The 24,342-nt window shown below is 60.9% G+C and carries 23 protein-coding genes and 2 tRNA genes; 12 read left to right on the forward strand and 13 right to left on the reverse strand.

Going from position 1 to position 24,342, the window contains the following annotated elements; translation table 11 throughout:
• Position 1: 1 nt before the first annotated feature.
• Positions 2-1,759, reverse strand: coding sequence for a peroxidase family protein (locus NKI37_RS18045; RefSeq protein ID WP_352789802.1), 1,758 nt, complete (start codon positions 1,757-1,759; stop codon positions 2-4).
• A 473-nt stretch (positions 1,760-2,232) separates the two neighbouring features.
• Between NKI37_RS18045 and NKI37_RS18050 the strand changes: the two genes are divergently transcribed.
• From NKI37_RS18050 to NKI37_RS18095, 10 genes are all read left to right on the forward strand, one after another.
• On the forward strand, positions 2,233-4,698 hold the full coding sequence (locus NKI37_RS18050; protein ID WP_352789805.1) for a patatin-like phospholipase domain-containing protein: 2,466 nt from the start codon (positions 2,233-2,235) through the stop codon (positions 4,696-4,698).
• A gap of 117 nt (positions 4,699-4,815) precedes the next feature.
• The gene (locus tag NKI37_RS18055) at positions 4,816-5,427 is read left to right on the forward strand and encodes a hypothetical protein (protein ID WP_352789808.1); all 612 of its coding nucleotides are present in this window, start codon (positions 4,816-4,818) and stop codon (positions 5,425-5,427) included.
• A gap of 280 nt (positions 5,428-5,707) precedes the next feature.
• Entirely contained in the window at positions 5,708-6,058 is a 351-nt protein-coding gene (locus tag NKI37_RS18060; RefSeq protein ID WP_352763747.1) for a hypothetical protein, read from the forward strand.
• 54 nt (positions 6,059-6,112) lie between these two features.
• Positions 6,113-7,648: a S8 family peptidase gene (locus NKI37_RS18065; protein WP_352789811.1), complete on the forward strand. Its 1,536-nt coding sequence runs from the start codon at positions 6,113-6,115 to the stop codon at positions 7,646-7,648.
• Positions 7,649-7,657: 9 nt separating this feature from the next.
• Complete coding sequence (locus NKI37_RS18070) at positions 7,658-8,890, forward strand: phage tail tip lysozyme (RefSeq protein WP_352789814.1); 1,233 nt, start codon at positions 7,658-7,660, stop codon at positions 8,888-8,890.
• 175 nt (positions 8,891-9,065) lie between these two features.
• Positions 9,066-11,285, forward strand: coding sequence for a patatin-like phospholipase family protein (locus tag NKI37_RS18075; RefSeq protein WP_352789817.1), 2,220 nt, complete (start codon positions 9,066-9,068; stop codon positions 11,283-11,285).
• A gap of 58 nt (positions 11,286-11,343) precedes the next feature.
• On the forward strand, positions 11,344-11,526 hold the full coding sequence (locus NKI37_RS18080) for a hypothetical protein (protein WP_352763732.1): 183 nt from the start codon (positions 11,344-11,346) through the stop codon (positions 11,524-11,526).
• Positions 11,465-12,499 (forward strand): ATP-dependent DNA ligase, encoded by a 1,035-nt coding sequence (locus tag NKI37_RS31955; RefSeq protein WP_502896368.1) that lies wholly within the window; start codon positions 11,465-11,467, stop codon positions 12,497-12,499. The genes NKI37_RS18080 and NKI37_RS31955 overlap by 62 nt, the downstream gene beginning before the upstream one ends.
• 106 nt (positions 12,500-12,605) lie before the next feature.
• Positions 12,606-12,893, forward strand: coding sequence for a hypothetical protein (locus NKI37_RS18090; protein WP_352763729.1), 288 nt, complete (start codon positions 12,606-12,608; stop codon positions 12,891-12,893).
• A 268-nt stretch (positions 12,894-13,161) separates the two neighbouring features.
• Positions 13,162-13,587, forward strand: a complete 426-nt coding sequence (locus NKI37_RS18095; RefSeq protein WP_352789820.1) for a hypothetical protein — start codon at positions 13,162-13,164, stop codon at positions 13,585-13,587.
• Positions 13,588-14,177: 590 nt separating this feature from the next.
• Here the strand turns inward: NKI37_RS18095 and NKI37_RS18100 are convergent.
• Positions 14,178-14,411, reverse strand: a complete 234-nt coding sequence (locus tag NKI37_RS18100) for a hypothetical protein (protein ID WP_352789823.1) — start codon at positions 14,409-14,411, stop codon at positions 14,178-14,180.
• A gap of 478 nt (positions 14,412-14,889) precedes the next feature.
• Positions 14,890-16,284, reverse strand: a complete 1,395-nt coding sequence (locus tag NKI37_RS31960; RefSeq protein WP_502896369.1) for a DUF6538 domain-containing protein — start codon at positions 16,282-16,284, stop codon at positions 14,890-14,892.
• Positions 16,285-16,442: 158 nt separating this feature from the next.
• On the opposite strand from NKI37_RS31960, the gene NKI37_RS18110 reads away from it, so the two are divergent.
• Positions 16,443-17,630 (forward strand): helix-turn-helix domain-containing protein, encoded by a 1,188-nt coding sequence (locus tag NKI37_RS18110; RefSeq protein ID WP_502896370.1) that lies wholly within the window; start codon positions 16,443-16,445, stop codon positions 17,628-17,630.
• A gap of 37 nt (positions 17,631-17,667) precedes the next feature.
• Here the strand turns inward: NKI37_RS18110 and NKI37_RS18115 are convergent.
• The 10 genes from NKI37_RS18115 to NKI37_RS18160 all read right to left on the reverse strand — a co-directional run bounded on the left by NKI37_RS18115 (position 17,668) and on the right by NKI37_RS18160 (position 23,790).
• A tRNA-Phe gene (locus tag NKI37_RS18115) sits at positions 17,668-17,743 on the reverse strand.
• A 214-nt stretch (positions 17,744-17,957) separates the two neighbouring features.
• Positions 17,958-18,149 (reverse strand): DNA gyrase inhibitor YacG, encoded by a 192-nt coding sequence (gene yacG / locus NKI37_RS18120; RefSeq protein WP_023669280.1) that lies wholly within the window; start codon positions 18,147-18,149, stop codon positions 17,958-17,960.
• On the reverse strand, positions 18,146-18,772 hold the full coding sequence (locus NKI37_RS18125; protein ID WP_023747220.1) for a Maf-like protein: 627 nt from the start codon (positions 18,770-18,772) through the stop codon (positions 18,146-18,148). The genes yacG and NKI37_RS18125 overlap by 4 nt, the downstream gene beginning before the upstream one ends.
• 19 nt (positions 18,773-18,791) lie before the next feature.
• On the reverse strand, positions 18,792-19,010 hold the full coding sequence (gene infA / locus NKI37_RS18130) for a translation initiation factor IF-1 (RefSeq protein WP_006200926.1): 219 nt from the start codon (positions 19,008-19,010) through the stop codon (positions 18,792-18,794).
• Between the two features lie 185 nt (positions 19,011-19,195).
• Positions 19,196-19,660, reverse strand: a complete 465-nt coding sequence (locus NKI37_RS18135; protein WP_081725519.1) for an arsenate-mycothiol transferase ArsC — start codon at positions 19,658-19,660, stop codon at positions 19,196-19,198.
• Positions 19,648-20,133 carry a UPF0262 family protein gene (locus tag NKI37_RS18140; protein ID WP_023669283.1) on the reverse strand — a complete coding sequence of 162 codons (486 nt, stop codon included), beginning with the start codon at positions 20,131-20,133 and terminating at the stop codon, positions 19,648-19,650. The genes NKI37_RS18135 and NKI37_RS18140 overlap by 13 nt, the downstream gene beginning before the upstream one ends.
• A 6-nt stretch (positions 20,134-20,139) precedes the next feature.
• Positions 20,140-21,432 (reverse strand): histidinol dehydrogenase, encoded by a 1,293-nt coding sequence (gene hisD / locus NKI37_RS18145; RefSeq protein WP_352544002.1) that lies wholly within the window; start codon positions 21,430-21,432, stop codon positions 20,140-20,142.
• Positions 21,433-21,566: 134 nt separating this feature from the next.
• A complete protein-coding gene (locus tag NKI37_RS18150; protein WP_023692404.1) occupies positions 21,567-22,001 on the reverse strand; it encodes a DUF2948 family protein in 435 nt (144 codons plus the stop codon).
• Positions 22,002-22,168: 167 nt separating this feature from the next.
• Positions 22,169-23,461 (reverse strand): UDP-N-acetylglucosamine 1-carboxyvinyltransferase, encoded by a 1,293-nt coding sequence (gene murA, locus NKI37_RS18155; RefSeq protein WP_023727782.1) that lies wholly within the window; start codon positions 23,459-23,461, stop codon positions 22,169-22,171.
• A gap of 134 nt (positions 23,462-23,595) precedes the next feature.
• Positions 23,596-23,790, reverse strand: coding sequence for a hypothetical protein (locus NKI37_RS18160; RefSeq protein WP_023832768.1), 195 nt, complete (start codon positions 23,788-23,790; stop codon positions 23,596-23,598).
• Between the two features lie 150 nt (positions 23,791-23,940).
• Here NKI37_RS18160 and NKI37_RS18165 point away from each other — a divergent pair.
• Positions 23,941-24,015: transfer RNA gene (locus NKI37_RS18165), tRNA-Thr, on the forward strand.
• The last annotated feature ends 327 nt before the right edge of the window (positions 24,016-24,342 follow it).

A 24,342-nucleotide genomic window follows, 5' to 3' on the forward strand; every position in this document is an offset into this window, starting at 1 on the left:
GTTAGTTGGAAGCAAACGACGGATCTGCATTTTCCAGGCCAAGGGTTCTGGCCGTGAAACGAATTAGGTCCGCCATGTCGGAAGGCAGTCCGGTCGGGAAGAGCAATTGCAGCAAATTCCCCTCGATCCTGCGATCCAATTCGATTTCGCCTGCAGTGGCGGCAAGTCTGGCGAGGAAAACGTCGCCGACGATGATCGAGCCGAGTGTCCCGAGACTGCAGCCGTCGGCCTCGTAGGCCGCCTCGAAGAGCAGCCAAAAGATCAGCGGCGGGTTGGTTGACAACTCGACCAATTCGGGCTCGGAAAAGTTGATGCGCGATGCTGTCAGCCAGTCTCGCAATACCTGCGCGCGCCTCGCATCATCGGCAAGCAAAGGAGAGCTGCCTCGAACGTCCGTTGGGAGGATTTTCAAGATTCTGTCCAAGGTGAGCAAGCCACCGACTGTTCCGCGGATCAGATCGCTGAACAGGAGTCCCGAGCAAAAGTTGTTGGGGAACTTGGTTTCGTCATCGTCATCGCCATCAAGAACTTCCCCGCCAGGCCCAGTTCCTACTGGAGAATTCGGGAACAGATCGGCGGTCAGGAGTTTTTCATTGAAGCATGGGCCGATCCGGCGGCTGAACTGAAGGCGGTTGGTGCCGGCGATTTTAAAGAACTTCGACCAGTCAGCGATCCACCTGAGATCCAAAGGAAATTTGTGTGGGCGTTCGGCGGAGCTGGTTTTGAGAATATCTCCGATGCCTTGCGGCTGATGGTCAGGATGTTCAGGTTCGTCATCGTTGAATGTGTAGTTTGTGCGCACCATGGCATGGCCGAGGCGATACGCTGCATGCGAGAACTCCAGAGGAATGCCGTCGGAGTTGGGTGCATCGGCCAGCGGCTTGTAGCCGTTGGCGACATATTGATCCCAGACCGCGCCTATCACCAGCTTGTTCAGCAGATCGTCCCTGATGATCCTGCGGTAGAGGAAGGAGGTTACCCAGCGGGCATTGGTAAACAGCTGACGCCCCCTGGGGGCGGGGTCGCCGTAAGTCGGCATGTCAGGCAACGCCCGTAAAGCAGTCACAACCGCGTTGTGGAGATGATGAAACAGGGCGGTGACCTGGGCAACAATGGCGTTGTCGTCATTCCTCTGTTCCGGAATGAGAATGTCGGGTCGCCCGGAGTCCACCGGCGTGTTTTCGCTCAGGTCGGATTGCTGAAATCGCGGAATGTCGCGATAGGCAAAAGGACACTTTCCGGCAGCCCCAAGGGCCGGTTCGGGCGAAGCGGGTGGGGTGGAAATCGAGCCCGTGCGCAACATGGTTCGGAAAAATTCACCAGGGTGCGATAGCTGGTATAAGGAACCGCTGAAGGCCGGACCATCGCCATAGAGACCGTCGAGTAACAAGGAGTTCTCGCGCATGTTCTTGCGGTTCGTCTCCGCCGCAGCTAGGTCCGTCAGCAAGGCGGAATTGCGGATAATGTCATGCGCCGCGAATTGCCCCAGATAGGTGTAGCCTGCGGGGATATTCTTGTTGACGTTCGCATCGCTGTGGGATGTAACGCCGTCCTTGAACGTATAGACCTCGTTCATCCGCCGCATCAGCTTGGCAAACATCACCTGGGTATCCCAGGCCTTTCCAAGACCGACATAAACATCCTTGATGTCGGGTGCATCACCAATGGTCATTCCGAAATTTCTGAAATGCGTGGGCGAAGCGCTCACGAAGATCGTCGTCAAAGCCGTATTGCCAGGCACGGTTACCTGGATGTCCATGGACACCAACAGATTATTGTCCGCCGCGCGGCGCCGATCCAAGCTGGCTAAGCTTGCGACCCCAAGTCCCCCATGTCCGCTCACGTTTTCCCCCAAACAGATTGCCAACATTGTTCTAGACAGAATATGGCTGTGTTCCCCCCGAACCAGTTATAAATTGACCTATCCGACAAGCAAGGTGGAGCAGCGGAAATCCGCTATTCAGCTGTATTATTCTTCATCACCTCCACAGAGGCGCGTCTTTTTACGTCCTGCGAGTAGTTCCTACCAGACTCTACTTTGGCTCGCAGCTCAGGACCTCCCGTCGCTGCGGCCGCCCCGGCCAAGCTGGCTGATCGGACAATAGAACCAATAAAATCACTTGCGTGAAATCACCGTGAAACGCGGTTGCTGGCGGCAGCCGATCTGAAATCACGGTGAATTCACGCGGCCTGGCGACACTCGGCTTCAAACCAATCCAGGGGGATCAGGTCATGACCCAACTATCGCCGACGGGAAATGCCACCAGCAACTGGGGGCAACGGCTGTGGGCAAGCAAGGAACGGCTCCGCCAGTTGTTGAGACGCATCTTGGATCCCGTCGCTCGCCTCTATGCGGCGAAGACCAGGAATACGAAGTGGATTTCGGAAGCTGGGCTCGCGGTCAATCCGGTCGTAGACATCATCCGCCTGACCCGCGTGGCAAGCTTCAGTGTGCTGGCCGGACTAATTGTTCTACTTATGACCGGTCAGGGGCGGGAACTCACGCTGGCGCTCGCCGAACCCATAGCCGATGTGTCCTGGGCTCGCTGGCTCGGATGGACTGGCTGGCTCGCTGTGGTTCAGCTGACGTTCGTCTGGTGGGCACTTTCCTGCACTCTTATGGCTCGCCTCAATCTGGACAACGCGAAAGGGGTCCGCAGGCAGCAGACGAAAGACGCCCGCGAAAAGCAGGCAGGAAAGAATCGCAAGGACCAGGCAGATAACTCGAACGAGGCAGAGGTGACCTATCCCTGGGCTGATGGCTTTATGGATCGGACATGGCCACAACAACTGCTTTTCGCCTGCTTCCTTGTCTACGCCATGAGCATCGTCACGGCGGCGATTAAGCTCAACATCGTGACCTGGCCGCTGCGTGTCCTGCTTCTGGTGAATATGACTCTGGTGGCGGTTGGCGCGAGACTGTTGTGGAGAGGGGCGGCCGACGAATTTCAGCCGGACATTTCGGCTGGCGGGACAAAGGCGACCAGCGAGCGGGCGGCCGACGAATCCAAAAAGCCCATATCGTCCGGGATGAGAAAGGCGATGAGCGGGCAGGCACCCGATTGGGAAGGGTTCACCGTCCTGTTTGCACTCGCCATGTTTGTGGTGCTGCTGTGCGTGTTCTGCTTCCTTCCGGCCTGGGGACAGTGGCTGGGAGCGCCAGTCGTCCTATTCGCCTTTCTGGCCATCGCGACTTCGATCCTCGGCGCTCTCAGCAGGATTTGTCATAGCAGCCGCTTTCCGATCCTGACGACCATGCTGGCCTTGCCGTTCGCGATGAGTCTCTTTGCGGGGAATGACAACCATGAGGTCCGATCGCTGACAGGGCCGTTGCTGGCCAGGCCGAGCATCGAAACCGCGCTGCTGAACTGGAGAAGCGGCCTGGGCCCGAACGACTGTCGGTCCGAAACAGATTTGAAAAAGCGCCGGCTCATTTTGGTGGCCACCGCCGGCGGTGGGTTACGCGCCGCCTACTGGACGGCGGCCATTCTGGGATCGCTTCAGGACAATGCGCCACAATTCCGTAAATGCGTGTTCGCCATCAGCGGCGTATCGGGCGGGAGTCTTGGCGCCGTCCTTTTCGCTACCGCGCTGAGCGAGCCCCTGGCGAACGACAAGCTGGTCTGCCCGGATAGCAGACGCAAAGGATTTGCCTGCAGGATGGATCAGGCTCTGTCCCGGGATTTCCTGGGGCCGACGATGGGTGCCACCCTGTTTCCGGACCTGGCGCAGCGCTTCCTGCCGTTCCGCCTCTTTCCAGATCGCGCCGAGGCGCTCGAAAGCGCTTGGGAAGCAGCCTTCTATAAGGAGGGCGGAGCCAAGCTGGAGGGAGGCTTCCTGACACTGTGGTCGGGCCAACGCGCGCACCCTCCGCATCTGCTTTTGAACGGCACCGATGCCGAAACCGGCGCTAGGATCGTCACCAGCGATCTCGATCTCACGGGGCGGTTTCCTGAAACGCTGGACTATTTCGACATCGCGCACGCGCCGATCAGGCTGAGCACGGCAGCCATGAACAGCGCACGGTTCACCTATGTCAGCCCGGCCGGAACCATACTTTACCCGCCGTCAATGCCCAATGCCGGCCTGGTCCAGGCGCGGATCATCGATGGCGGCTATTTCGAAAACTTCGGTGCGCAGACCGCGCTTGATCTATTGCGTGCCATAAAGTCGCCGCCGAAAGCGGAACCCACAACGTCAGATGACATCGAATTGTCGGTCATCCAGATCAGCAGCGATCCGGACCTCACCGACAGTTCGGAGCCCGATTTCAAACTGTGTGGCAAGGCGATGGGGCTCACCGCGCCCCGAGGCGAACTCGGCCCCTGGTACGAAAGGGCGTGGGGCCGTTTCGCCAGCGATAGCTTGGCGCCGATCGACGGCCTGCTCATGGTCCGAGAGTCACGGGGTCTGCTGACGGCCAAGCAACTCGCCTGTGCTGTCGATGATGCCGGCCACTACGTTCATTTCCGCATGAAGCCGAGGCTCTGGTCCAATGGTGGCTGGGTCTTCGGGAAGGGCGACGAGCGCTCACCACTGGGCTGGCTGCTGACCGGGCGTGCCCGCGACCAGATGACCGACCAGATCCACTGCGACGACGGAACGCTGGGCCAGCTCAACAAGGCACTTGCCTGGTTCGAGGCAACCCCGCGTCCGAGGCGTAATCATGAATGCCGGGATGGCAATGAAAAAAGTTAGCAAAATCAAGTGGCAAGGGGAAAAAGTGACATGAATAATTATTGCAGGATGGCGGCGATCGCCGCGGCAACACTGCTCGTGGGATGCGGCGGCAGTACGATCCACACGAGGTCGTCATTGGGCAGCGTCCAGACGCTCAGCATCGATGCGAAACAGCGGCTTGTGATGCAGGGCCGGCGTCAGGTGCCCGGCGGGGGGATCACCACATGTGCCGAACCCAGCCCCGACGCGCTGGTGGCGCAGGCCGCGGTCTTTTCAGCAAGCGGTAAGGGGCCGTCCGGCGCCTCGACCGTAAGTGGGAACGCTGCGGTTGGCTTTCAGGAATCGGCCGGGTCGCTGGCACACCGCACCCAGACAATCCAGATCTTGCGCGACGGGTATTACCGGCTGTGCGAAGCCTACATGAACGGTGCGATAACCGAGAACAACTATGTCACGGTCTTGTCGAACATAGACGTGACCATTGCGGTGATTGCGGCCATCGACGGCCTCGGCAACGCGCCATCGACACCTGCGGTTGCGATCGGCACCGGCAGCGTCACCGTCAATGGCGGCAGCGCCGATACCGGCGGCAGCGCCGCAATCGGCGCGGCGCCCGGAGGCGTTTTCAGCCAGCCCGGCACGGCCGGAGGGACTCCCGATACCTCGAAGAACGCCGCTGCCATCCAGGCCATCGTGCTTGAATACATTGCCTATGTCGAACGCCGTAATCGGCGGTTTGGAATGTAGCAATCCAGCGCGAAGTATTCCTCCCATTTGCATCGCGCTGCAGCGGAGCCGTCCGACCGACAGGGGGGTGTCGGACGGCTCCGTCCGGGGAGTTCGATTGCTGAACAGCGTCGGTTAACCGCGGATCGATCGCACTCCACCGCCGCGGCCCCCCTGGTCAATTTGGCCCGGCCGCGGGTGCGAATTCACCGTGAGACATGGCGGCCCGCGATGACCGTTCGAACTCACGATGGTTTCACGCAGGACGGTCGACACTTGACCGACAAGAGAAGGAACAGTCATGCCAAAGAAGTTTCGTTCCATCACATTGCTGCTGCCGCCGGGCCTGACGCCTGGCCGCTACCATGCACTCGCCGAGGGGCTGGTCGGCAAACTTGTGAACGATCCTGGCATCGCGAATGCGCAGGAACAGATGGGAACGGCGCGGTCCTACCAGGTTCTTTCGGAACTCGACCACGCGCCGCTCGAACACGTTCCCGTCCTCAACGATTCGACATGGACCCTGACGCTTCCACTCCCGGCCGACGCCGATCTCAAAGACGTTTCATCGACCGCCAAGTCACTGACCGACGGCGAGGGTGTCGAGGTCGAGACTGCAGCCGCGTACCGGACAACCAAGAGGGACTCATGAGCTTTGACCCGTCGGCAACGGCGAATCTGAACTGCAAACCAGGAGGAAATCGACATGGCTAGATCAGGACTTTCCCGTGCACAGGACCAGATCCACATTCTGCTGAAGTTCCCGCTGGAACAACAGCTTGGCGCCGAGACGGTCGCCGCTCTCGAAAGTACGGAACGCAATGTGCGCCGTGAGGCATTTCGGCGAATCGAGGCGCATGAACCGGATTTTCGCCCGCACGCTGAAGACGTCGTCAGGCGCATCTGCGCCAGGGTCAGCGCTAAGGCTCCGACCATGGCAGTCGCCAGCGAGGAATCGGGCCTGCATTTTCTGTCCATCGACGATTTCGACCCCAATGTCGGCCCTCCGGAAGGTGTGCCGGTCTACAATCCATACACGGGCGTGCTTTCGGTCTATCCGGAGCAAAACCTCGAGCCGGACGAAGCGGTGGCGGGCATCCGCGAGGCGGTGAAATCAGACGATGCTGTGGAAGGCGTCGAACGGGTCGTCATCTACCGGGCAATATCGGCGTTCGACACGACATTGCAGACCGAGCCGGAAAGTGATGGTTACGGCTACGACTATTCCGAAATGGCGGGCCTGGATGCCCGTCGGCATCAGGCGGCGCTGCAAACCGCTTTGGCTGGCGAATCCGTGCCATGGGGCATCGACCAGATCGGCGCCCGGGCGGCCTGGCGCAGGGGCTACGCCGGCCAAGGCGTTGTCGTGGCTGTCGTCGACACCGGCATTTCTCCACATGTCGATCTCGCTTTGCCGGTGCGGGGCGCCACATTCGTGCCCGGCAGCATTTCCTACACCGACGATCACGGTCACGGCACTCATGTTGCCGGAACAATCGCCGCCAGGCGCAGCAACGGTCTTGGCGTCGTGGGCGTGGCGCCCCAGGCGCGTCTGATGGCGGTCAAGGTTCTGGCGCGGGATGGCTATTCCCGCGGCGATTCAGTGGCGCTTGGCATCACCTGGGCCGCGAACAACGGCGCACAAGTGATCAATCTGAGCCTTGGAAGCGGGCAAGCGTCGGATTCGCTGCGTCGCGCTGTCATCTATGCGCGATCGCGCCAGGTGATTGTCTGTGCCGCGGCCGGCAATGATTATGGCGGGGCGGTGTCATATCCGGCTGCTTTCGACGATGCTTGCATCGCGGTCGCAGCGACCGACCAGTCGAATCGCAGAGCCAATTTCAGCAATCGCGGTTCGCAACTCGATCTCTCCGCGCCAGGCGTCGGGATCGAATCGACGTATCTGGCCAACACCTATCGTGAGCTGAACGGCACGAGCATGGCGACGCCCCATGTTGCCGGCGTGGCAGCAATCCTGCTTTCCCGCTATCCGGGCCTCAGCCCGCTCATGGCGCAGCGCCATCTCGAGGCCACCGCCATGCCGCTCGGCGCGCCCGATCTGTACGGACGCGGGCTCGTTCATGCCGAGCGGGCAGTCGCCACCCAGCCGCAACCTGTTGTCAGTCCGGCGGTCGCGGTCGTCGTGGCGCCTGCCGCTGAAAGCGATCACGAAGTCGCAACGCCGGCGGCCGCAGCCGGCCGGTCAGCCGCATCCAAGCGCGGCCATAACAGCAGCCGATAGGAGGGGAAGATGGCCAACTACCGACTTTTCATCGAAAAGGCGCCGTCGATAATGGATGCCTTGAAACGCGACTTCCACTTCACCACCGTGCAGACGGCGGCGGTGCTGGGCAATACCGGCCATGAGTGCAATGGCTTCCACACGATGCAGGAAGTGCATCCGATTGCGGGGCGCGGCGGCTACGGCTGGGAGCAATGGACGGGTCCTCGACGGCGTGCCTTCGAGGCATGGTGCAGCCGGCAACATCTCGACATCGATTCCGACCAGGCCAATTACGGCTTCTTGAAACACGAACTGTCGACGACGCACGACTACGCCAGTCGCGCCTTGCTGCGGGAAACGGATCTGGTCAGGGCGGTCCGGGTTTTCGAACGCAAATATCTGGTGGCGGGTGTGCCAAACTACCCGAGCCGCGAACGCTATGCCCAGGTCGCTCTCGACGCCTACCGTGCCCATGCTGGAGCAACGGAAGGTCTTGCCATGAAGAGTGTGGCCGATCCGGCGGCAGCGGCATGGCTCGACGACGGGTTGGACACCCTGAGGGAGTTAGCAACAACGAGCCAGCTCGGTGCGGACAGCTACATCGGGCAGGTCTATGGCGCAAAGCCCGATTGCGGATGCCACGGCACGACGCAGCTGATGGAATCAGCCGGGCTCGAATTGGCGCCCGCATCCATGCTGGAACTGGCAGCGGCGCCGGTGATCCATGATACCGCGTCCTGGGGGGCACATCCGCCCAAGAGCGCGATCGCGGTTCTGAACAGGCGGCCCAAAGGCATTGTCATTCACCACACGGCCAGCGCCAATGTCGCTGATACATCCCTGGTGCATGCCAAGCAGCTGGCTCGAAATATCCAGAGCTTTCACATGGGGCCACAGCGAAACTGGAAGGATACCGGCCAGCACTTCACCGTCAGCCGCGGCGGGCACATGCTGGAAGGTCGGCACCGCAGCCTTGAAATAGCCCGCGCCGGCCAGAAGCACGTGCTGGGAGCGCATGCCGGCGATGCCTGCAACAGCGACTACGTCGGCATCGAAAACGAGGGCACCTATATGGTCGGCCTGCCCCCGGCCGCGCAGTGGACGGCGCTGGTCCAGCTCTGTGCCTGGCTATGCAACCAATATGGCATGAGCACCGCCGACATCATCGGCCATCGTCAGTGCAAGAGCACGGACTGTCCAGGCGATCGCTTCTTCGGGCAGCTTTCAAAACTGCGCAATGACGTCGATGCCGCTCGATGAGCGCTGCCGGCGGCATCGTATCGCCGCCGGCTCCCATCCGCCTGCCAGTCGTCGTCGCTGGCTTTCGATCATGACTGTTCGCGGCTTTCGTCCGCATTGCTGAAGGAGATTCCTCCATGAAGGGCCTGGGCGTTCTCATCTTCGCCATCGCCGTCGCGCTTTCGTCAACATCGCGTTGGGCGGCAATTCCAGCTATGACTTCGGCCGGGTCTGGGCGTGGGCGATAACGGCAGTCACATTTGCGGCACTGCTTGCCTATGTCGGCAATGCGTTCAAGCAGCGGCTGGACGGCATCTTCATCGACGATCGCAACCGTATCAGCCTTGCACGCTTCCAGCTCGTTTTGTGGACGGTGTTGCTTGTCTCCGCATTGATGACAGCCGGCCTGTCGAACGCCGCGCTCGGCGACGTCACGCCGCTCGCCATCAAGGTGCCACCGGAGGTTTGGGCTTTGCTGGGCATCGGTGCGTTCAGCTTCGTCACCGCGCCGGTGTTGGTGGAGAGCCGAAAGAAGGACAAGAAGCCGACGGCCGCGCTGGTCGAGCGCGTCGAGGCCACGGTGAAGGCGGAAGATGCGCTGACGAAGACCGTCAAGCTCGACAATAATGTGCCGTCCAAGGAGGAGGCGCCGGAAGCGCGCTGGATGGACATCGTCCGCGGCGATACCACCGCCGGATACGCGCAGATCGACGTCAGCAAGGTACAGCAGTTGGCGTTCACGATCCTGCTGGTTTCGATCTATGCAGGGGCACTCTCCGACAAGATGATCGTCGACAGCAAGTTGCCGTTTATCAAGGACTTCCCAACGATTGACCAAGGCTTCGTAGCGCTGCTTGGGCTGAGCCACGCGGCTTATCTTGCGTACAAGAAGACCGCGAAACGAGGAACAGGCGCCGAAGCCTTAGGCAGACAAGGCCTCCGCCGGCCGAAACATGATCGGAAGTGGGGGTCGTGCCCAAGACGCTGCCTGGAGACATTGCCGCGAGGGGTGGGGCTAAGAACAATGGCACTGAATGTCTGGAATAATCCTGACTTCCTGAAGCTGAAAGGCGAGATCATCGCCGAGGCCAAAAAGCCGGACGATAAGCACCCGTCCAAATCCAAAATGGATGAGTTCTTTTGGCTGAAGGCGGCAGCCATGAACGATACGGGGGAGCTGCGGCTGTTTCGCGACGTCAAACCGGACGGAAGCGGCGAGCCATATCGCATTGCCAACATCGTCCTGCAGGGCGGTGGTGTTCTCGGCCTTGCGCATGCCGGATTCGTCACCGGCCTTGAATTGGCCGGCGTCCGCTTTGCCGGTATCGCCGGAGCTTCGGCCGGCGCCATCATGGCGATGGGCTTGGCAGCCGTGCGCGGCAAAAACCTGCTCGACCCCACCCATGAAAAGGTGGTGGAAATCGTCGGCGGCATGCCGATGAGCGCGTTCATCGACGGGCCGTTTCGCACGCGCAGGCTCATCAAGCAATTTCTGCTCAAGCGAATCTCCTTGCTTCCTTCGGCTTGGCCGGCCTGGCTTAGAGCGCTGCGCCAGATACTGCGCAAGCGTGGGCTCAACCCCGGGAATGCCTTCGAAGATTGGCTGCGCGGCGTCCTGGCTGAGAACGGACTTCGAACCGTCGACGAATTGTTCAACACGCTGAGAGATGTCGGCAAGCAATTGCGCGACGCAACCACCGCCAGTCCAGAACAGGCCTTGTTTGCATCGTGGCAGCTTGGCGACGACAAGCAAACTGGCGACAAACAACTTGGAGAGGACCTGCTTCAGATCATGGCGGCCTGCACGCCCGTCGGCGTGAAGTTTCAATTCCCCCGCGACGTCAGATATCTGTCGGTGGAAACGAATTCCAACTCGCCCGCCGCCCTGGTGCGAGCCTCGATGTCGATCCCACTGTTCTTCGAGCCGGCCCTTTTCGACGTCAACAAGAAGACGTGGGAGAGTTTTATCTCGGTCAGACTTGCAGAGCTCGTCGACAAAGACAAACACGACGAGTTTGCCGGGATCGATCAGGTTGCGTTTCTTGACGGCGGTATTTTTTCAAACCTCCCGGTCGATGCTTTCAGGCTGACAATGCCGGACGTGCCGACGGTCGCCGTGCCGCTGATGAGCACGACGTTGGCGAAACCCTATCAGCGCCGCGCACGCTTGAGCAGCCTTGTCACGGATGTCGGCACGGTCGCGTTCACGATTCGCAACCAGCGTGATCGCGATGCGATCGACCAGCTGAGGGAGGCCAGCAAGCGCTTCGAAGCTCGACGAGAACAAGAGAAGGACGACGACAAAAAGTGGGCCATGCCGCCGTCTTATCCGTTCCGGCTGGCGACCCTCAATGTCGGCAGTACCAACTGGCTCAACTTCGTCATGGATGAGACCGAGATATGGACCTGTTCTTGATCGGCATGAACCGGGCAAAGGGCTTCATCCAGAATGAAATGAAAGGGGAGAAGTAGAAATGGCTAAGCACCCGAATGGACCTCCAGCTGAAACGCTGATCGACAGCGCGACCAGGCTGATGAAGGAACTCGCCGATTGCGATGGCAAGATTGCGATTGCGATTGCGAAGCAGGTCGCGAATGTTTCCGCCGATGACAAGGCAAAAAAAAATTGCCGATGCCAAGGCAAAAGAAATTGCTGATCTGACGAGTGACCGCGCCACTCTATTGACGAAGCTCGTCGAAAACGTCGGCCAGCTGCTCGACGCGCGCGATGCGTGTAATAACGAGATCGATGAGTTGGCTCGCGCCGGTCACTCGACCATTACCCTGGAGAGGCGTCGGGACGCCGTAAAGCACGCCTTGCCAGCGCCTCTTGCCGAGCTTCAAAGAACGGTCGAGAAATTCGGCGATGATGCTATCTCCGCCGCCTACAAGCTGGCTGACGATGAAAAGAAGCCCGCCCGGTTCTATTCCGGTATCAATCCTTCGGTGTTCAAACCAGAAGCGGAAAAGGTCACGGCCGAAAAGGGCCGGGATCTCGACGCGATTACCCAAGTCACCATTTCCAAGGCCGATGCCGCGAGAGAAGTGAACCGCCTGCTCGGTCTCACGAGCGCCACGCGCATCGCGGAGGAGATGGACATCGTCACCTATCACGCCGAGGCCACCAGGCTGTTCGAGCGGGTGCGAGCCGAATTCAACGATATATCGGAAGATTTCAGCACGGCGTTTCAAAATGAAATTCTGGATGAACAAAATAAAATCTCCAACGGCCACGATCTGCGCGACATGCCGCTCAAGGACAGGCGCGAAATCTTGCAAGCGCTGATCCCGGCTGGCGGCCATATCCAGTTCAGCGAGGCCATGCCCGGCACTGGCGAGGCCGTCTATCATCTCGCCTGTGAGGCTGGCCTTGAGGGCATCGTCTCGAAGCGCCTCGACAGCGTCTACCGCAGCGGCTCGACCATGAACTGGCGCAAGATCAAGTGCTACGTCGAGAAGGAGGCACTATGGGACCGCGTACAGGGCAAGGCCGGTGCTCCGCCGCCAAAAGGGCTCGCCAAAGAGAAGGCCGAATGGCTCAAGCCGGGATTGGTGGGGCGAGTCAAGTTCCTGAAGGGCGAGGAGAAGCTTCGCCATGCGTCGCTGAAGGATTTCCGCGAGGACGATTGAGAGCGTGAGAGGGCGCTCTGGTCTATGGATGACCTTTGCGAGAAGATGGACGCCCCCTGCATCGAAGGCGGGCAAGCGCGGCCCTTACAAAAAAACGAGTATCGGTATGAATGATCATCGGCTGTCAGGGCGCTACAAAGCGCTCATCGCTGCCAACCTCGCAATTGCCTCGACGGGCATTCTCCTGCGGCCCCTCTATCCGAAGAGCATCTATATCGCGATGTTTGTCATTGCTGTGGCTATGGCGGTCTTATCGGCGTGGCTGGTGCTGCTCACGATGAAGGAACCATCATCGTTGAGGCGCGAGAAACAAATCGGCCTCATCCTCGCCCTCCTCTTCCTTGGGGCGAGCGTATATGGAATTTACCTGACGTCGGCTTCCATCTTTCTTTGAACAGAGCGCAACTCCAAACTGAGACACTACCGAGCGTGCCAATCCCTTGACTGCGTGAAGACGTTACGTCACCTTTCACATCGTGCCTTGAGAGAAGCGGCCCTTGGCGTCTTTCGGACAAGCCGCGCGATAACCGACGATGGGTGAGCCCTTACGTCGAAGAGAAGTAAGAAGCAGCACGGCTGCCCGACATAACTCCGTACTCAACAATCCGGCTCGCCGTCCGCTCTACGGGCGTTGCGGCCTCAAGAGCGAATTGGAGAAGGTCATGACAGCCGAACGATTGAGAGTTCGCGATGCCGGCGGTGAGGGCTATGAAGTCCTCGACTACGACGGACAGCCCATCACCATTTGTGCCACCATAGTCCACGCGGCTCAGTATGTGCGCAGTTTCGCAGCGCGTTTCTGGCTCGACTGGAGCCTTAGCCCGGCAACAAGCAGTATCTCCGCCAGCTTCCTGGGCTCCGATAGCGTTGGCCGCATCCAGCGCGACAAGTCGCGGGGTCTGCGAGAGGGCACTTGGCGCTGGTCGATTTCGACCAATGACAATCGGTGGCGCAACGACGTGGGTCCGCGCGGCCATGAGCATGACAAGGACATAGCCATGGTCCAGCTAGAGCACGAGTTTACATGCTATCTAGCCAACACGCCCTACGGCCCCTCACCTTACGCTCGTGCCAAGGGTCTGGAATGAGCATCGTGACCCGTACCCCGTCGGATCATCCTTACCTCCCGGCCCTGATCATCGCCCGAGCGAATCGCCAACTCCGCCTCGACCTCGGCGTTTTCCCTCTGGGTGGGGAAAGCAACCCGAGAAGTGGCCGAGAGGTGCCGCGTGGACCCTTACGCATGCCCATGACGCGGGGCAGGTGGCGGGCATTCGCTGCGGTCATTGCAACATCACCCGATACTACAAACCGGCAGAACTGCGAGAGATAGTCGGGAACGTCACCATCGATAGAGTGCGGGACAAGGTGCTTTGCCAGAAGTGCAAAAGCCGGGAGTGGATGAGCGCACAGTTGTTCCACCCCACTGGGGAGCAGGCACACCGAATCCGCTACAGGCGCCTCGTGGAAATCCGCTGGGAGAAGCGGGTGATCTGGAAGGACGAATGAACGTAGGTTGCGGAGATTGCGGGGGAGGGCCACGAACGAGGCGCTGAATGGGGAGGCTAGGGCAGGCCGGAGCATTCGTTCCACTGGGCAACTTCCTGCCGCTATCGGCGATCTTCGTCTCACATGATCGAGGACTTGCCGGAGCGGTCCGTCGGCCGGGGTCTCCCTCCTACCCGCTTTGCTTTTGGTCGGCTCTGTCGGCAGGCATCGCCCGGTCGGGATTGAAGCGCTTGAGCGCCTTTTCATAGAACTCGACGTTGATGCCTCCAAGATCGTCCGGGAAGGCATCGTCGTTTCGGTGGAGCCCAATCGTTTCAGGCAAAACGTGAAGGCCTTGGTGGACCGCTTTCAGGCGAAGTGGCAATCGGGCGCTTTCGTCTAGAGCAAGCTCGAACTGCGCCAAGGCGGTCTTCTTCCCGTCTATGTAGTCGTAGACAATTGCCTCTATTGTGCCACCCCATCGCTTCCGCCCCTCGACCATAAGGCGGGTGTAGACGTAGTTCTTCTCCAGTCCTCCGGAATACAACGACCTCGCCACGGTAGACCCGCAAGCGCAAACACAACGGGAGACCCGTCAACTGTGGAGGCAGTTCGCTCGTCGTCAGTCGCGTCTATCCACCCTTCCAAGTCGGTCGTCCACACACCCGAGTACTGCTGATCTAACAGCACGAGGTCGGTGACGTTTTTGTACGCTGCGGGTGCCTCGTTGAAGAAGGAGTTCACCTTGGCGGGAAGCTCCAACAAGCCCAAGAACACGGCGACCACCCACCCGGAGGCCGCAAGAAAGGCGGCCCGCTTGAGGTTCCAAGTGGTCGCCGGGACCTCTGGCGCCTTGCGCTATGTCATCGCAGGAATGTTCCGCTTCGCCACGCCGCCCTCCGCTACACTTTGGGTTTGCGTCTGGACGGTCGGCCGACACCCAAGGCCGCCTTGAGACCACGTTGGGCCACCTCAAGTCGGGCGTCGGGGCCGCCGTAGCGCTCGCTCATTCCGCCGCTGGAGTGACCCAAGATCAAGTTTCGGTCGAACTCACTCACGCCAGCAAGCGTGAGGCGATCTTCCATGCGATGCCGGAGCGAGCGGACGACGATCTTCGGATCATCGGTTATCGCGCGAACATGCTTCATGAGCACCGCAGAGGCTGCGTCAGCGCCGCGCAATCGACCATAGCGGGAGAACAGGGCAGGGCCTTTCCCGGCCGCCTCCGTGGCCTCTTGTGCAGCTTTCAGGGCGTCGCCTATCAGCGGAACTCTCCGCACAGAGCCTGCCGTCTTGAGACGCCTGTGGGGGTGGGGGACAAGATTGATGTAGGGGATGGCAGCGCCAAAAACCACGTCAGGGAGGAGAAGTCCTGCCACCTCTCCCAGACGGCATCCTGTCCCCTCGACAATCCGCCATATGCGCCAAAGGTCTTCCCCCGCGCGGGCCTCAATGCGCTGCCGGAGCGGGCCTATCATCGCCTCGGGGATGGGCTTCCGCTCATCAGTCGCCGCCGTGGTCGACACCTCTGCCCCTTTGATAGGAAGGTTCTGGAACGGGTTCGCCATCGTGTCTCGAAGGCCGAACTCCGTCATGCCCAGATTTATCACGGCCCGGACATCATTCATGTAGCGACGCACCGTAGCGGCCTTCATGCCGAGGTCGCGCACCAGATAATCCCGGACGTTTCGGGCATCCTCTCGGGTGAGGCTGGTTATGGCCCGGTCTTTGCCGACCCCGGCGAGGGACAGATGCTCCATGTTGCGGTTTACCCGCGCGGTCTTTGCCGTCTCGTTTATGTCGCCGACCACGCGCTCCTTCAGGTAGAGCTTTCGGGCATCCTCAATCATGGGCGCGGGGCGAGACAACTTCCCGCCGCTGGACAGGATAGCTACGGCGCGGTCCTCGACCTCATCCCCTGCCGCACGGTCCTGCCTCGACAGATAGCTTTCCCGGATCACATCAACAGCGTCTGGGTGACTACCGGGCAACTCACGACTTCCAATATGGACGGTCATGGCCGCAAGCTCTTGCGCCCGTCTCTCCGCTTCCCGGTGGACCTCTAGGGGCGTCCCCGCCAATGCGCCTGCATCGCGCCTCATGCGAGCGCCGGCCACCAGCCGCTCAAATTCCACATTGACCTTTGGGAAGTTGCGAAGGGCCTCCCGTTCCGTGGAGCCGAGCAAGCGCTTGAACTCCCCCTTGCCGACGATGGATATGGTGTCGCCGGGGAGCCTTCGTCTGTAGTGCCAAGTTCCGGCCTTAGTGCGGAAAACGTGCTTCAAAACAAGTCCCATTGTGGACCTCCGGTGTACCGGAATGTGGACCGCTAGGAAAGACTAAGCCTTGAAATCGTTGAGAAACAGGAGCTTCCGGGATGCCCTTCCCGAGAGATGGGTGACAGTTCATTCCGGAGACATGGATTACACTTTCGGCCCTTTGCAAGGAGAGCAAGGTGCCTTGGAAGGAGTGTAACGTCATGGAAGAGCGGCTGAAGTTCATTGCCCGGCTGCTGGACGGCGAGAAGATGGCGGTGCTTTGCCGTGAGTTCGATATCTCGCGCAAGACCGGCTACAAGATCCTCACACGCTACAATGACAGTGGCCTTGAGGGGCTGACGGATCGATCACGCCGACCCTACCGCCACGCCAATCAGCTTCCGTTTCAAATCGAGAAGCTGATTGTGCGCCTCAAGCAAGACAAGCCGACCTGGGGTGCGCCAAAGATACGCGAACGGTTGGCCCGGCTGTATCCTGACGTTCACCGGCCTGCGATCTCGACGGTGCATGCGGTTCTCGACCGCCATGGCCTGGTCGAGCGCCGCAAGCGAAGGCGCAACAGGGCGATGGGAACACCACTTTCAAACGGCTATCGGCCCAACGATCTGTGGTGTGCCGACTACAAAGGCGAGTTCATGCTCGCCGATCGGCGCTATTGCTATCCGCTGACGATCACCGACTTCGCCAGCCGCTATCTCATCGCCTGCGAGGCGTTGTCGACTACCAAGGAAGCCTATGCCTTCATGGTGTTCGAGAGCGTTTTCAAAGAGTTCGGCCTGCCCAGCGCCATAAGGACCGACAATGGCGTTCCCGTTGCCAGCCCAAACGCGCTGTTCAATCTCAGCAAACTGTCGGTCTGGTGGCTGCGCCTGGGCATCGACATCGAGCGCATCCAGCCGGGCTGTCCGCAGCAGAACGGGCGCCATGAGCGCATGCACCTGACTCTCAAGAAGGAAACCACCAAACCGGCTGGCGCCAATTTCCTGCAGCAGCAGGCCAGGTTCGATGACTTCATCAATGAGTTCAACTCAGAACGCCCACATCAGGCGCTCGACATGGCCTGTCCAGCCGAGCGCTACACGCCGTCACCGCGCATCTATGCCGGCCTGCCGGATCTCGATTATCCGTTTCACGACAAGGCCGTCACCGTCACCACCTGCGGCCGCATCTGCTACAATCGCAAGAAGATCAACCTCAGCCTCGTCTTTGCCGGCCAGACCGTCGGCATCAAACAGGTCGAGGACCATATCTGGCTGGCTTCCTTCATGGATTATGATTTGGGCTACTTCGATGATGAGACATGCAGGCTCGAACCACTCCAAAACCCCTTCGGGCCAAAAGTGTTACCCATGTCTCCGATATAAACCGTAACCTATGTGTCCGGAATGGACCGGAGAGAAGTGGTGCCCAGAGGCGGATTCGAACCACCGACACGCGGATTTTCAGTCCGCTGCTCTACCAACTGAGCTATCTGGGCCTCGCCGGGAAACGAGACATCGCCTGACCGGATTTCAGGAAAGCGCCGTGGGGCACCCCTTGAAAGCGCGTGGGTTATAGCACGGGAATCCGGCCTGTCCAGCGCCTAAGCGCTGATTTTCCGGGGCAATTGTCGCAGACAATACCGACGCCGGCAAAGCAGCAATTGCGTAAGGTCGGCGAAGTGGAATTGCGCGGCCGGCACCGCCCAAACCCTACTTCGGCTCGTCGCTCTCGTCCTCGTCATCCCGCGCGGTGATGACATAGGCGCCCTTCAGCCAGCGGTTGAGGTCGATGTCCTTGCAGCGCTTCGAACAGAACGGATAGGTCTCGCGCGCCGACGGCTTGCCGCATTCGGGGCAGGGGCGCTTCGGGCGCAGTGGTGTGACCTTATCGTCCAGGCTCATGGCCGCGCGGTATGCCAGCTGGTGTGGACCTTGAAGCCTTCGCCCGAAAGCAGCGCCACTGTCTCGTAGAGCGGCAGGCCGACGATGTTGGTGTAGGAGCCGACCAGCTTGACGACGAACGACCCGGCGAGACCCTGGACGGCATAGCCGCCGGCCTTGCCGCGCCATTCGCCGGAGGCTACATAGGCGTCGATCTCCTCGCGCGGCAGCCGCTTGAAGCGAACCCTGGATTCAACCAGCCTTTGGCGCAGCTTGCCGCCCGGCGTAATCAGGCAGATGCCGGAATAGACCCGGTGCGAACGGCCCGAAAGCAGTCCAAGGCAATTGGCGGCGTCGTCCAGCGTCTCGGCCTTGGGCAGGATACGGCGTCCGACCGCGACCACCGTATCGGCGGCCAGCACGAAGCCCGGCGCATAGTCTTCCTCGCTTTTCAGCGAGGCCAGAGCCTTCTCGGCCTTTTCCTTCGACAGCCGCTTGGCCAGCGAGCGCGGATGTTCGGCGCGCAGCGGCGTTTCGTCGACATCGGCCGGCAGCACGCGGTCCGGCTCGATGCCGGCCTGTTGCAACAGTTCGATCCGGCGCGGCGAACCAGAGGCAAGCACGAGCTTCTGCAGGATGCTCATCGCGGTTCGCGCCGGACTGTTACTTGAAACGGTAGGTGATGCGGCCCTTGGTCAGGTCATAGGGCGTCATCTCGACCAGGACCTTGTCGCCGGTCAGCACACGGATGCGGTTCTTGCGCATGCGGCCGGCCGTATGGGCGATGATCTCGTGTTCGTTTTCGAGCTTCACCCGGAACATCGCGTTGGGCAACAATTCCGTCACGACACCCGGAAACTCGAGGACTTCTTCCTTCGGCATTCGATACCTTTGCTTGGATTGCAGTTCCGGCGCCCTGGAGCGCCCAGGCCGGAATTTCGGCGGAACCTATATGATAATCGTGCGCTTGTGAACACGCTTAGATCGCGTCATAAGCGACGCGCTCCAAGCTTTCGTTTTATGCATGTCGTTGTCTCAAAACCGGGACCGCTTTTGAGCGACATGCATCAATCCGCCGCGTTTTTTACCTCCGGAAGCAGAAAACGTCGGCTGATGCGCGCTTTCAGCCGTTCTCTCACGTCGCGATAGCTGGCCATGATCTGCTCGCGCCTGCCGCCGACATCGGTCGGATCCGGCATCGGCCAGTATTCGACGTCGACGGCAAGCGAGCGGGTGAGCTCGAGCGCGGCGTGGTGGGCTTCCGGCGCCAGGGTGACGATCAGGTCGAAATAATCGTCCTCGAGATCGTCCATCGAGCGCGGCTGGCGCTCGCCCAGCGTCAGGCCCTCTTCGGCCAGCACCGCGTCGACGAACGGATCGCGCTCGCCCCTGTGCACGCCGGCAGAGGCGACGAAAGTGGCCGGCGGCAGCATGCGCCGCGCCAGCTGCTCGGCCATCGGCGAGCGCACGGCGTTCATGCCGCACAAAAACAGTATCGAGCGGGGCGCCCCAGTCAGGTCTAACCCCGCCAGTGCAGCACGCAGACCAGCGTGAACAGCCGCCGCGCCGTGTCGAAGTCGATGTCGATCTTGCCGGCCAGCCGGTCCATCAACGTCTGCGAGCCTTCATTGTGCAGGCCGCGCCGGCCCATGTCGATCGCCTCGATATGGCTCGGCGTCGAGGATCGGATGGCGTCGTAGTAGCTTTCGCAGATCAGGTAATAGTCCTTGACGATGCGCCTGAGCGGCGTCAGCGACAGGATATGGGTGACGACATCAGCACCATCCTCTCGGGCGACCGCAAACACCAGCCGGGATTCGGCCAGCGACAGCTTCAGCCGATAAGGCCCGGCGCCGTCATCATTGACCGGCTGAAAGCTGTTCTCCTCGATCAGGTCGAAGATCGCCACCGCGCGCTCATGTTCGACATCGGGCGTCGAACGGCCGATCGACTCGTCGAGCTCGACATCGATCAGCCTTGCGCGGGTTTGATCGCCGTCCGCCATCGCCGCCTACATGTTCAGCCGGATGGCGACGGAGCGGCCATGCGCGTCGAGGCCTTCCGCCTTGGCCAGCGCAATCGCCGCCGGCGCAAGTGCTCTCAGCTGCACCGGCCCGAGCTTCAGGATCGAGGTGCGCTTGACGAAATCGAGCACCGACAGGCCCGAAGAGAAGCGCGCCGAACGCGCCGTCGGCAGCACGTGGTTGGAGCCGCCGACATAGTCGCCGATGACTTCGGGCGTATGGCGTCCCAGAAACACAGCACCCGCATTGCGCATCCTGGCCAGGAAGCCCTCGGCATCGTCGATGGCGAGTTCCACATGTTCCGCGGCGATGCGGTCGACCAGCGGCAGCGCGGCCTCGATGGTCTCCACCAGGATCACCGCACCGAAATCGCGCCAGCTGGCAGCCGCCGTCTCGGCGCGCGACAGGCTCTGCAGCTGCCGCTCGACCGCCTGTTCGACGGCCTTGCCGAAGGCCGGATCGTCGGTGATGAGGATCGACTGCGCCGACACGTCATGCTCGGCCTGAGCGAGAAGATCAGCGGCAATCCAGTCGGGATCGTTGCTGCCGTCGGCCACGACCAGCACTTCAGACGGTCCGGCGATCATGTCGATGCCGACCGTGCCGAACACCTGGCGCTTGGCGGCGGCGACATAGGCATTGCCGGGCCCGACGATCTTGGCGACCGGCCGGATCGTTTCGGTGCCATAGGCAAGGGCGGCAATCGCCTGCGCGCCGCCGACGCGGTAAATCTCTGAAACGCCTGCTAGATCGGCGGCCACCAGCACCAGCGGATTGATGATGCCGCCCGGCGCCGGCACGACGATGACGATGCGCTCGACGCCCGCCACCCTGGCCGGCACGGCGTTCATCAGCACCGAGCTTGGATAGCTTGCCGTGCCGCCCGGCACATAGAGCCCGACCGCCTCGATCGCCGTCCAGCGCGAACCCAACTCGACCCCGACGGCATCGGTATAGCGATCGTCCTTGGGCATTTGTCGCCCGTGATGGGATCGGATGCGGTCACGGGCAAATTTCAGCGCCTCGACCGTCTGCGGATCGGCGTCTTTGTAGGCCTGCGCGATGTCGTCCTTCGACACGGCGATGCCGAGGCTATTGAGGTCGGCCTTGTCGAATTTCAGCGTGTAGTCGACCAGGGCAGCGTCGCCCTCGGCACGAACCCGCGCAATGATGGCGCGCACGGCAGTGTCGACGTCCTCCGATACCTCCCGCTTGGTGGTCAGGAAGGCGGCGAAACGCTGCTCGAAACCGGCATCGGACTGGATAAGCGTAATGGCCATCGGCTGCGTCTAGATCGTGATGAGACTTGGTTGAAATCTCATCACGATCTAACCCTTTGTTGGAGCATGATCTCTGGACAAACGATTCCCGTTTTGTCCAACAAAAACCGGCACCCACTTTTTGGGATCATGCTCTACACCCTGTGCACCGGACGCGAGGTCGCTTCCCAGGCGCCGCCTATGTCGGCAAGCCGCGCCTCGATGCATTCGACGTCGAGCATGATCGCGCCGCCGCCGGAAAAGACCAATTCGACGATGCCGGCCGGCTTGCTGATTTCGATAAAGCTGATTGCCAGAAGCGACAGCACCTCGGCCGGCCGATCGCGGGCAATGCCGCTGGTCTTGGCACCGAGCACGCGGTCGAAATGCAACACCGCCTGGCGGCGCTCATTGTGCTGGCTGAACAGCCCGGACTTCGCCTCCCAGACGAAGCGGTTCATGGTCAATATGAAACGCTTGGCCGAAGGCAGGTATTCGAGATCCGAGACCTTCATCACGGCGTCCTGGACGTGAGCCGAGACGATGCTCAGATCCTGATCGTCGAGCGCAATGAGTTTGAGGGCTGCCATGCCGAATGCACACCTGAAAGTTGGTTTCAGCCTTCTGTTAGGCGGTCTTTCCGGTCGGTGCAACCGCGACACAAATTCAACCCGAGGCTAGCGCCTCGGGTTTGAAGTGTTGGCGGTGAATGGAGGCAGCACCAGACGCCTGTCTGTCTGAAGCAACTGCCGTGCGGTCAAGCCGAAATCCGCTCGATCACCGCGCCGCAATTGGAGAGCTTTTCTTCCAGCCGCTCAAAACCGCGGTCGAGGTGGTAGACGCGGTTGACCGTCGTTTCGCCTTCGGCCGCAAGACCGGCGATGACCAGCGACACCGAGGCGCGCAGATCGGTCGCCATCACGGGTGCGCCCTTCAGCTTGGCGACGCCGTCGACGATCGCCGTTTGGCCGGACAGCGTGATGTGGGCGCCGAGCCGGGCCAGTTCCTGCACATGCATGAAGCGGTTTTCAAAGATGGTCTCGGTGATGCGCGACTTGCCCTTGGCCATGGTCATCAGGCCCATGAACTGCGCCTGCAGATCGGTCGGGAAGGCCGGAAAGGGCGCCGTCGTGACGTCGACCGGCGAAATGCCGGCGCCGTTGCGCTTAACGCGAATGCCGGAGTTGGTCGGCGTGATCTCGGTACCGGTCTGGGCAATCACATCCAACGCGGTCTGCAGCAGCTCGGGGCGGGCGCCTTCGAGCACGACATCGCCGCCGGTCATGGCCACAGCCATGGCATAGGTCCCGGTCTCGATGCGGTCGGGGATGACGCGCACGCGCGCGCCCGACAGCGATTCGACGCCATCGATGGTGATGGTTGGAGTGCCGGCGCCGGAAATTTTTGCGCCCATGGCGTTGAGGCATTCGGCGAGGTTGACGATTTCGGGCTCGCAGGCGGCGTTTTCCAGCACCGTCTCGCCCTTGGCGAGCGCCGCCGCCATCATCAGCACATGGGTGGCGCCGACGGAGACTTTCGGGAACACATAGCGATTGCCGACGAGGCGGCCGTTCCTGGTCTTGGCCAGCACATAACCAGTGTCGACATCGATGTCGGCGCCCAGCGCCTGCAGGCCTTCAAGGAACAGGTCGACCGGCCGCGTGCCGATGGCGCAACCGCCGGGAAGCGACACTTTCGCCTCGCCCATGCGGGCCAGCAGCGGGCCGATCACCCAGAACGATGCCCGCATCTTCGACACCAGCTCGTAAGGCGCGGTCGTGTCGACGATGTTGCGGGCCGAGAAATTGATGGTGCGCGAATAGCCCTCATTCTGCTTCTCGCGGCGGCCGTTGACCGAATAGTCGACGCCGTGATTGCCGAGAATGCGGATCAGCTGCTCTACATCGGCCAGATGCGGCACGTTTTCCAGCGTCAGCGTGTCGTCGGTGAGCAGCGAGGCGATCATCAGCGGCAAAGCGGCGTTTTTCGCGCCCGAAATCGGAATGCTTCCGGCGAGCTTGTTGCCGCCGACAATTCTGATGCGATCCATGAGAGAATGTCCCCTCGGCCCGAAAGGCCGGTTTTCGTCAGTTTGCGTATCGGCCCGTCTAGACCATTGGCCGGCTTGGTTCAAGATTCCTGAGCCCGTTGGCCAAGTTGGCCGGCCAGTGTGGCCGATATCGGTCAGTCCTTGTGCATTTTTTCAGCAGCCGCCAGGCCTTCCGGGCGCTGGTCAGCGTCACCGGTGCGCCGCGAACGCGCTTGCGTCTTGCGCTTCATGAGATTGGCGCGCAACTGCTCGGCCAGACGGTCCTTGCGGCTAGTCCCGTCCTTTTTTGCCGGATCAGCCTTTTTCGGTGGATTTGTCTTGTCGTCCATCGTTCCGTCCCGCCCGCGACTGGCAGGGCCTGCCGTTCAAGGGATAGCTAGCATTGTGGCGCCGCCATGTCAGCGAAACTTGTCTGGCAAAGCCTTTCACAGACGCCTTGCGCTTGCCGGTTCTATATGGCAGAAGCCCCGCCATCAGCGGCTGCGGTAGCTCAGTGGTAGAGCACTCCCTTGGTAAGGGAGAGGTCGAGAGTTCAATCCTCTCTCGCAGCACCAGTTCATTCCTTTGATTTTAAGAAGATGCAGTCGCGAAGTCGGGGTCTCGTTGCGGACCAAAAAAGCCGGCTGACGTAAAAGTGCCAATCCCGCGCATCCAACCGTGGCCCCCTCGCCCGGACACATTGAGAGAAAGAGGCTCTACGGGGCCGGACGACTGCTCAACAAGTCCGGACCTGTCAACTCATGAACAGGCCGGACTGGCCGTATCCGGCATGCTGAACACTACCGCTCGCACGCTGAAAGCCAGCCGCCTCGTACGCATATCCACCACAAGAACACAGCTCGCCCAAGGACTTGCCATCGGCCGGCCATCATGATGCCATC

This window comes from Mesorhizobium sp. M0626 (assembly GCF_040320665.1).
In the GTDB taxonomy this organism is placed as follows: domain Bacteria; phylum Pseudomonadota; class Alphaproteobacteria; order Rhizobiales; family Rhizobiaceae; genus Mesorhizobium.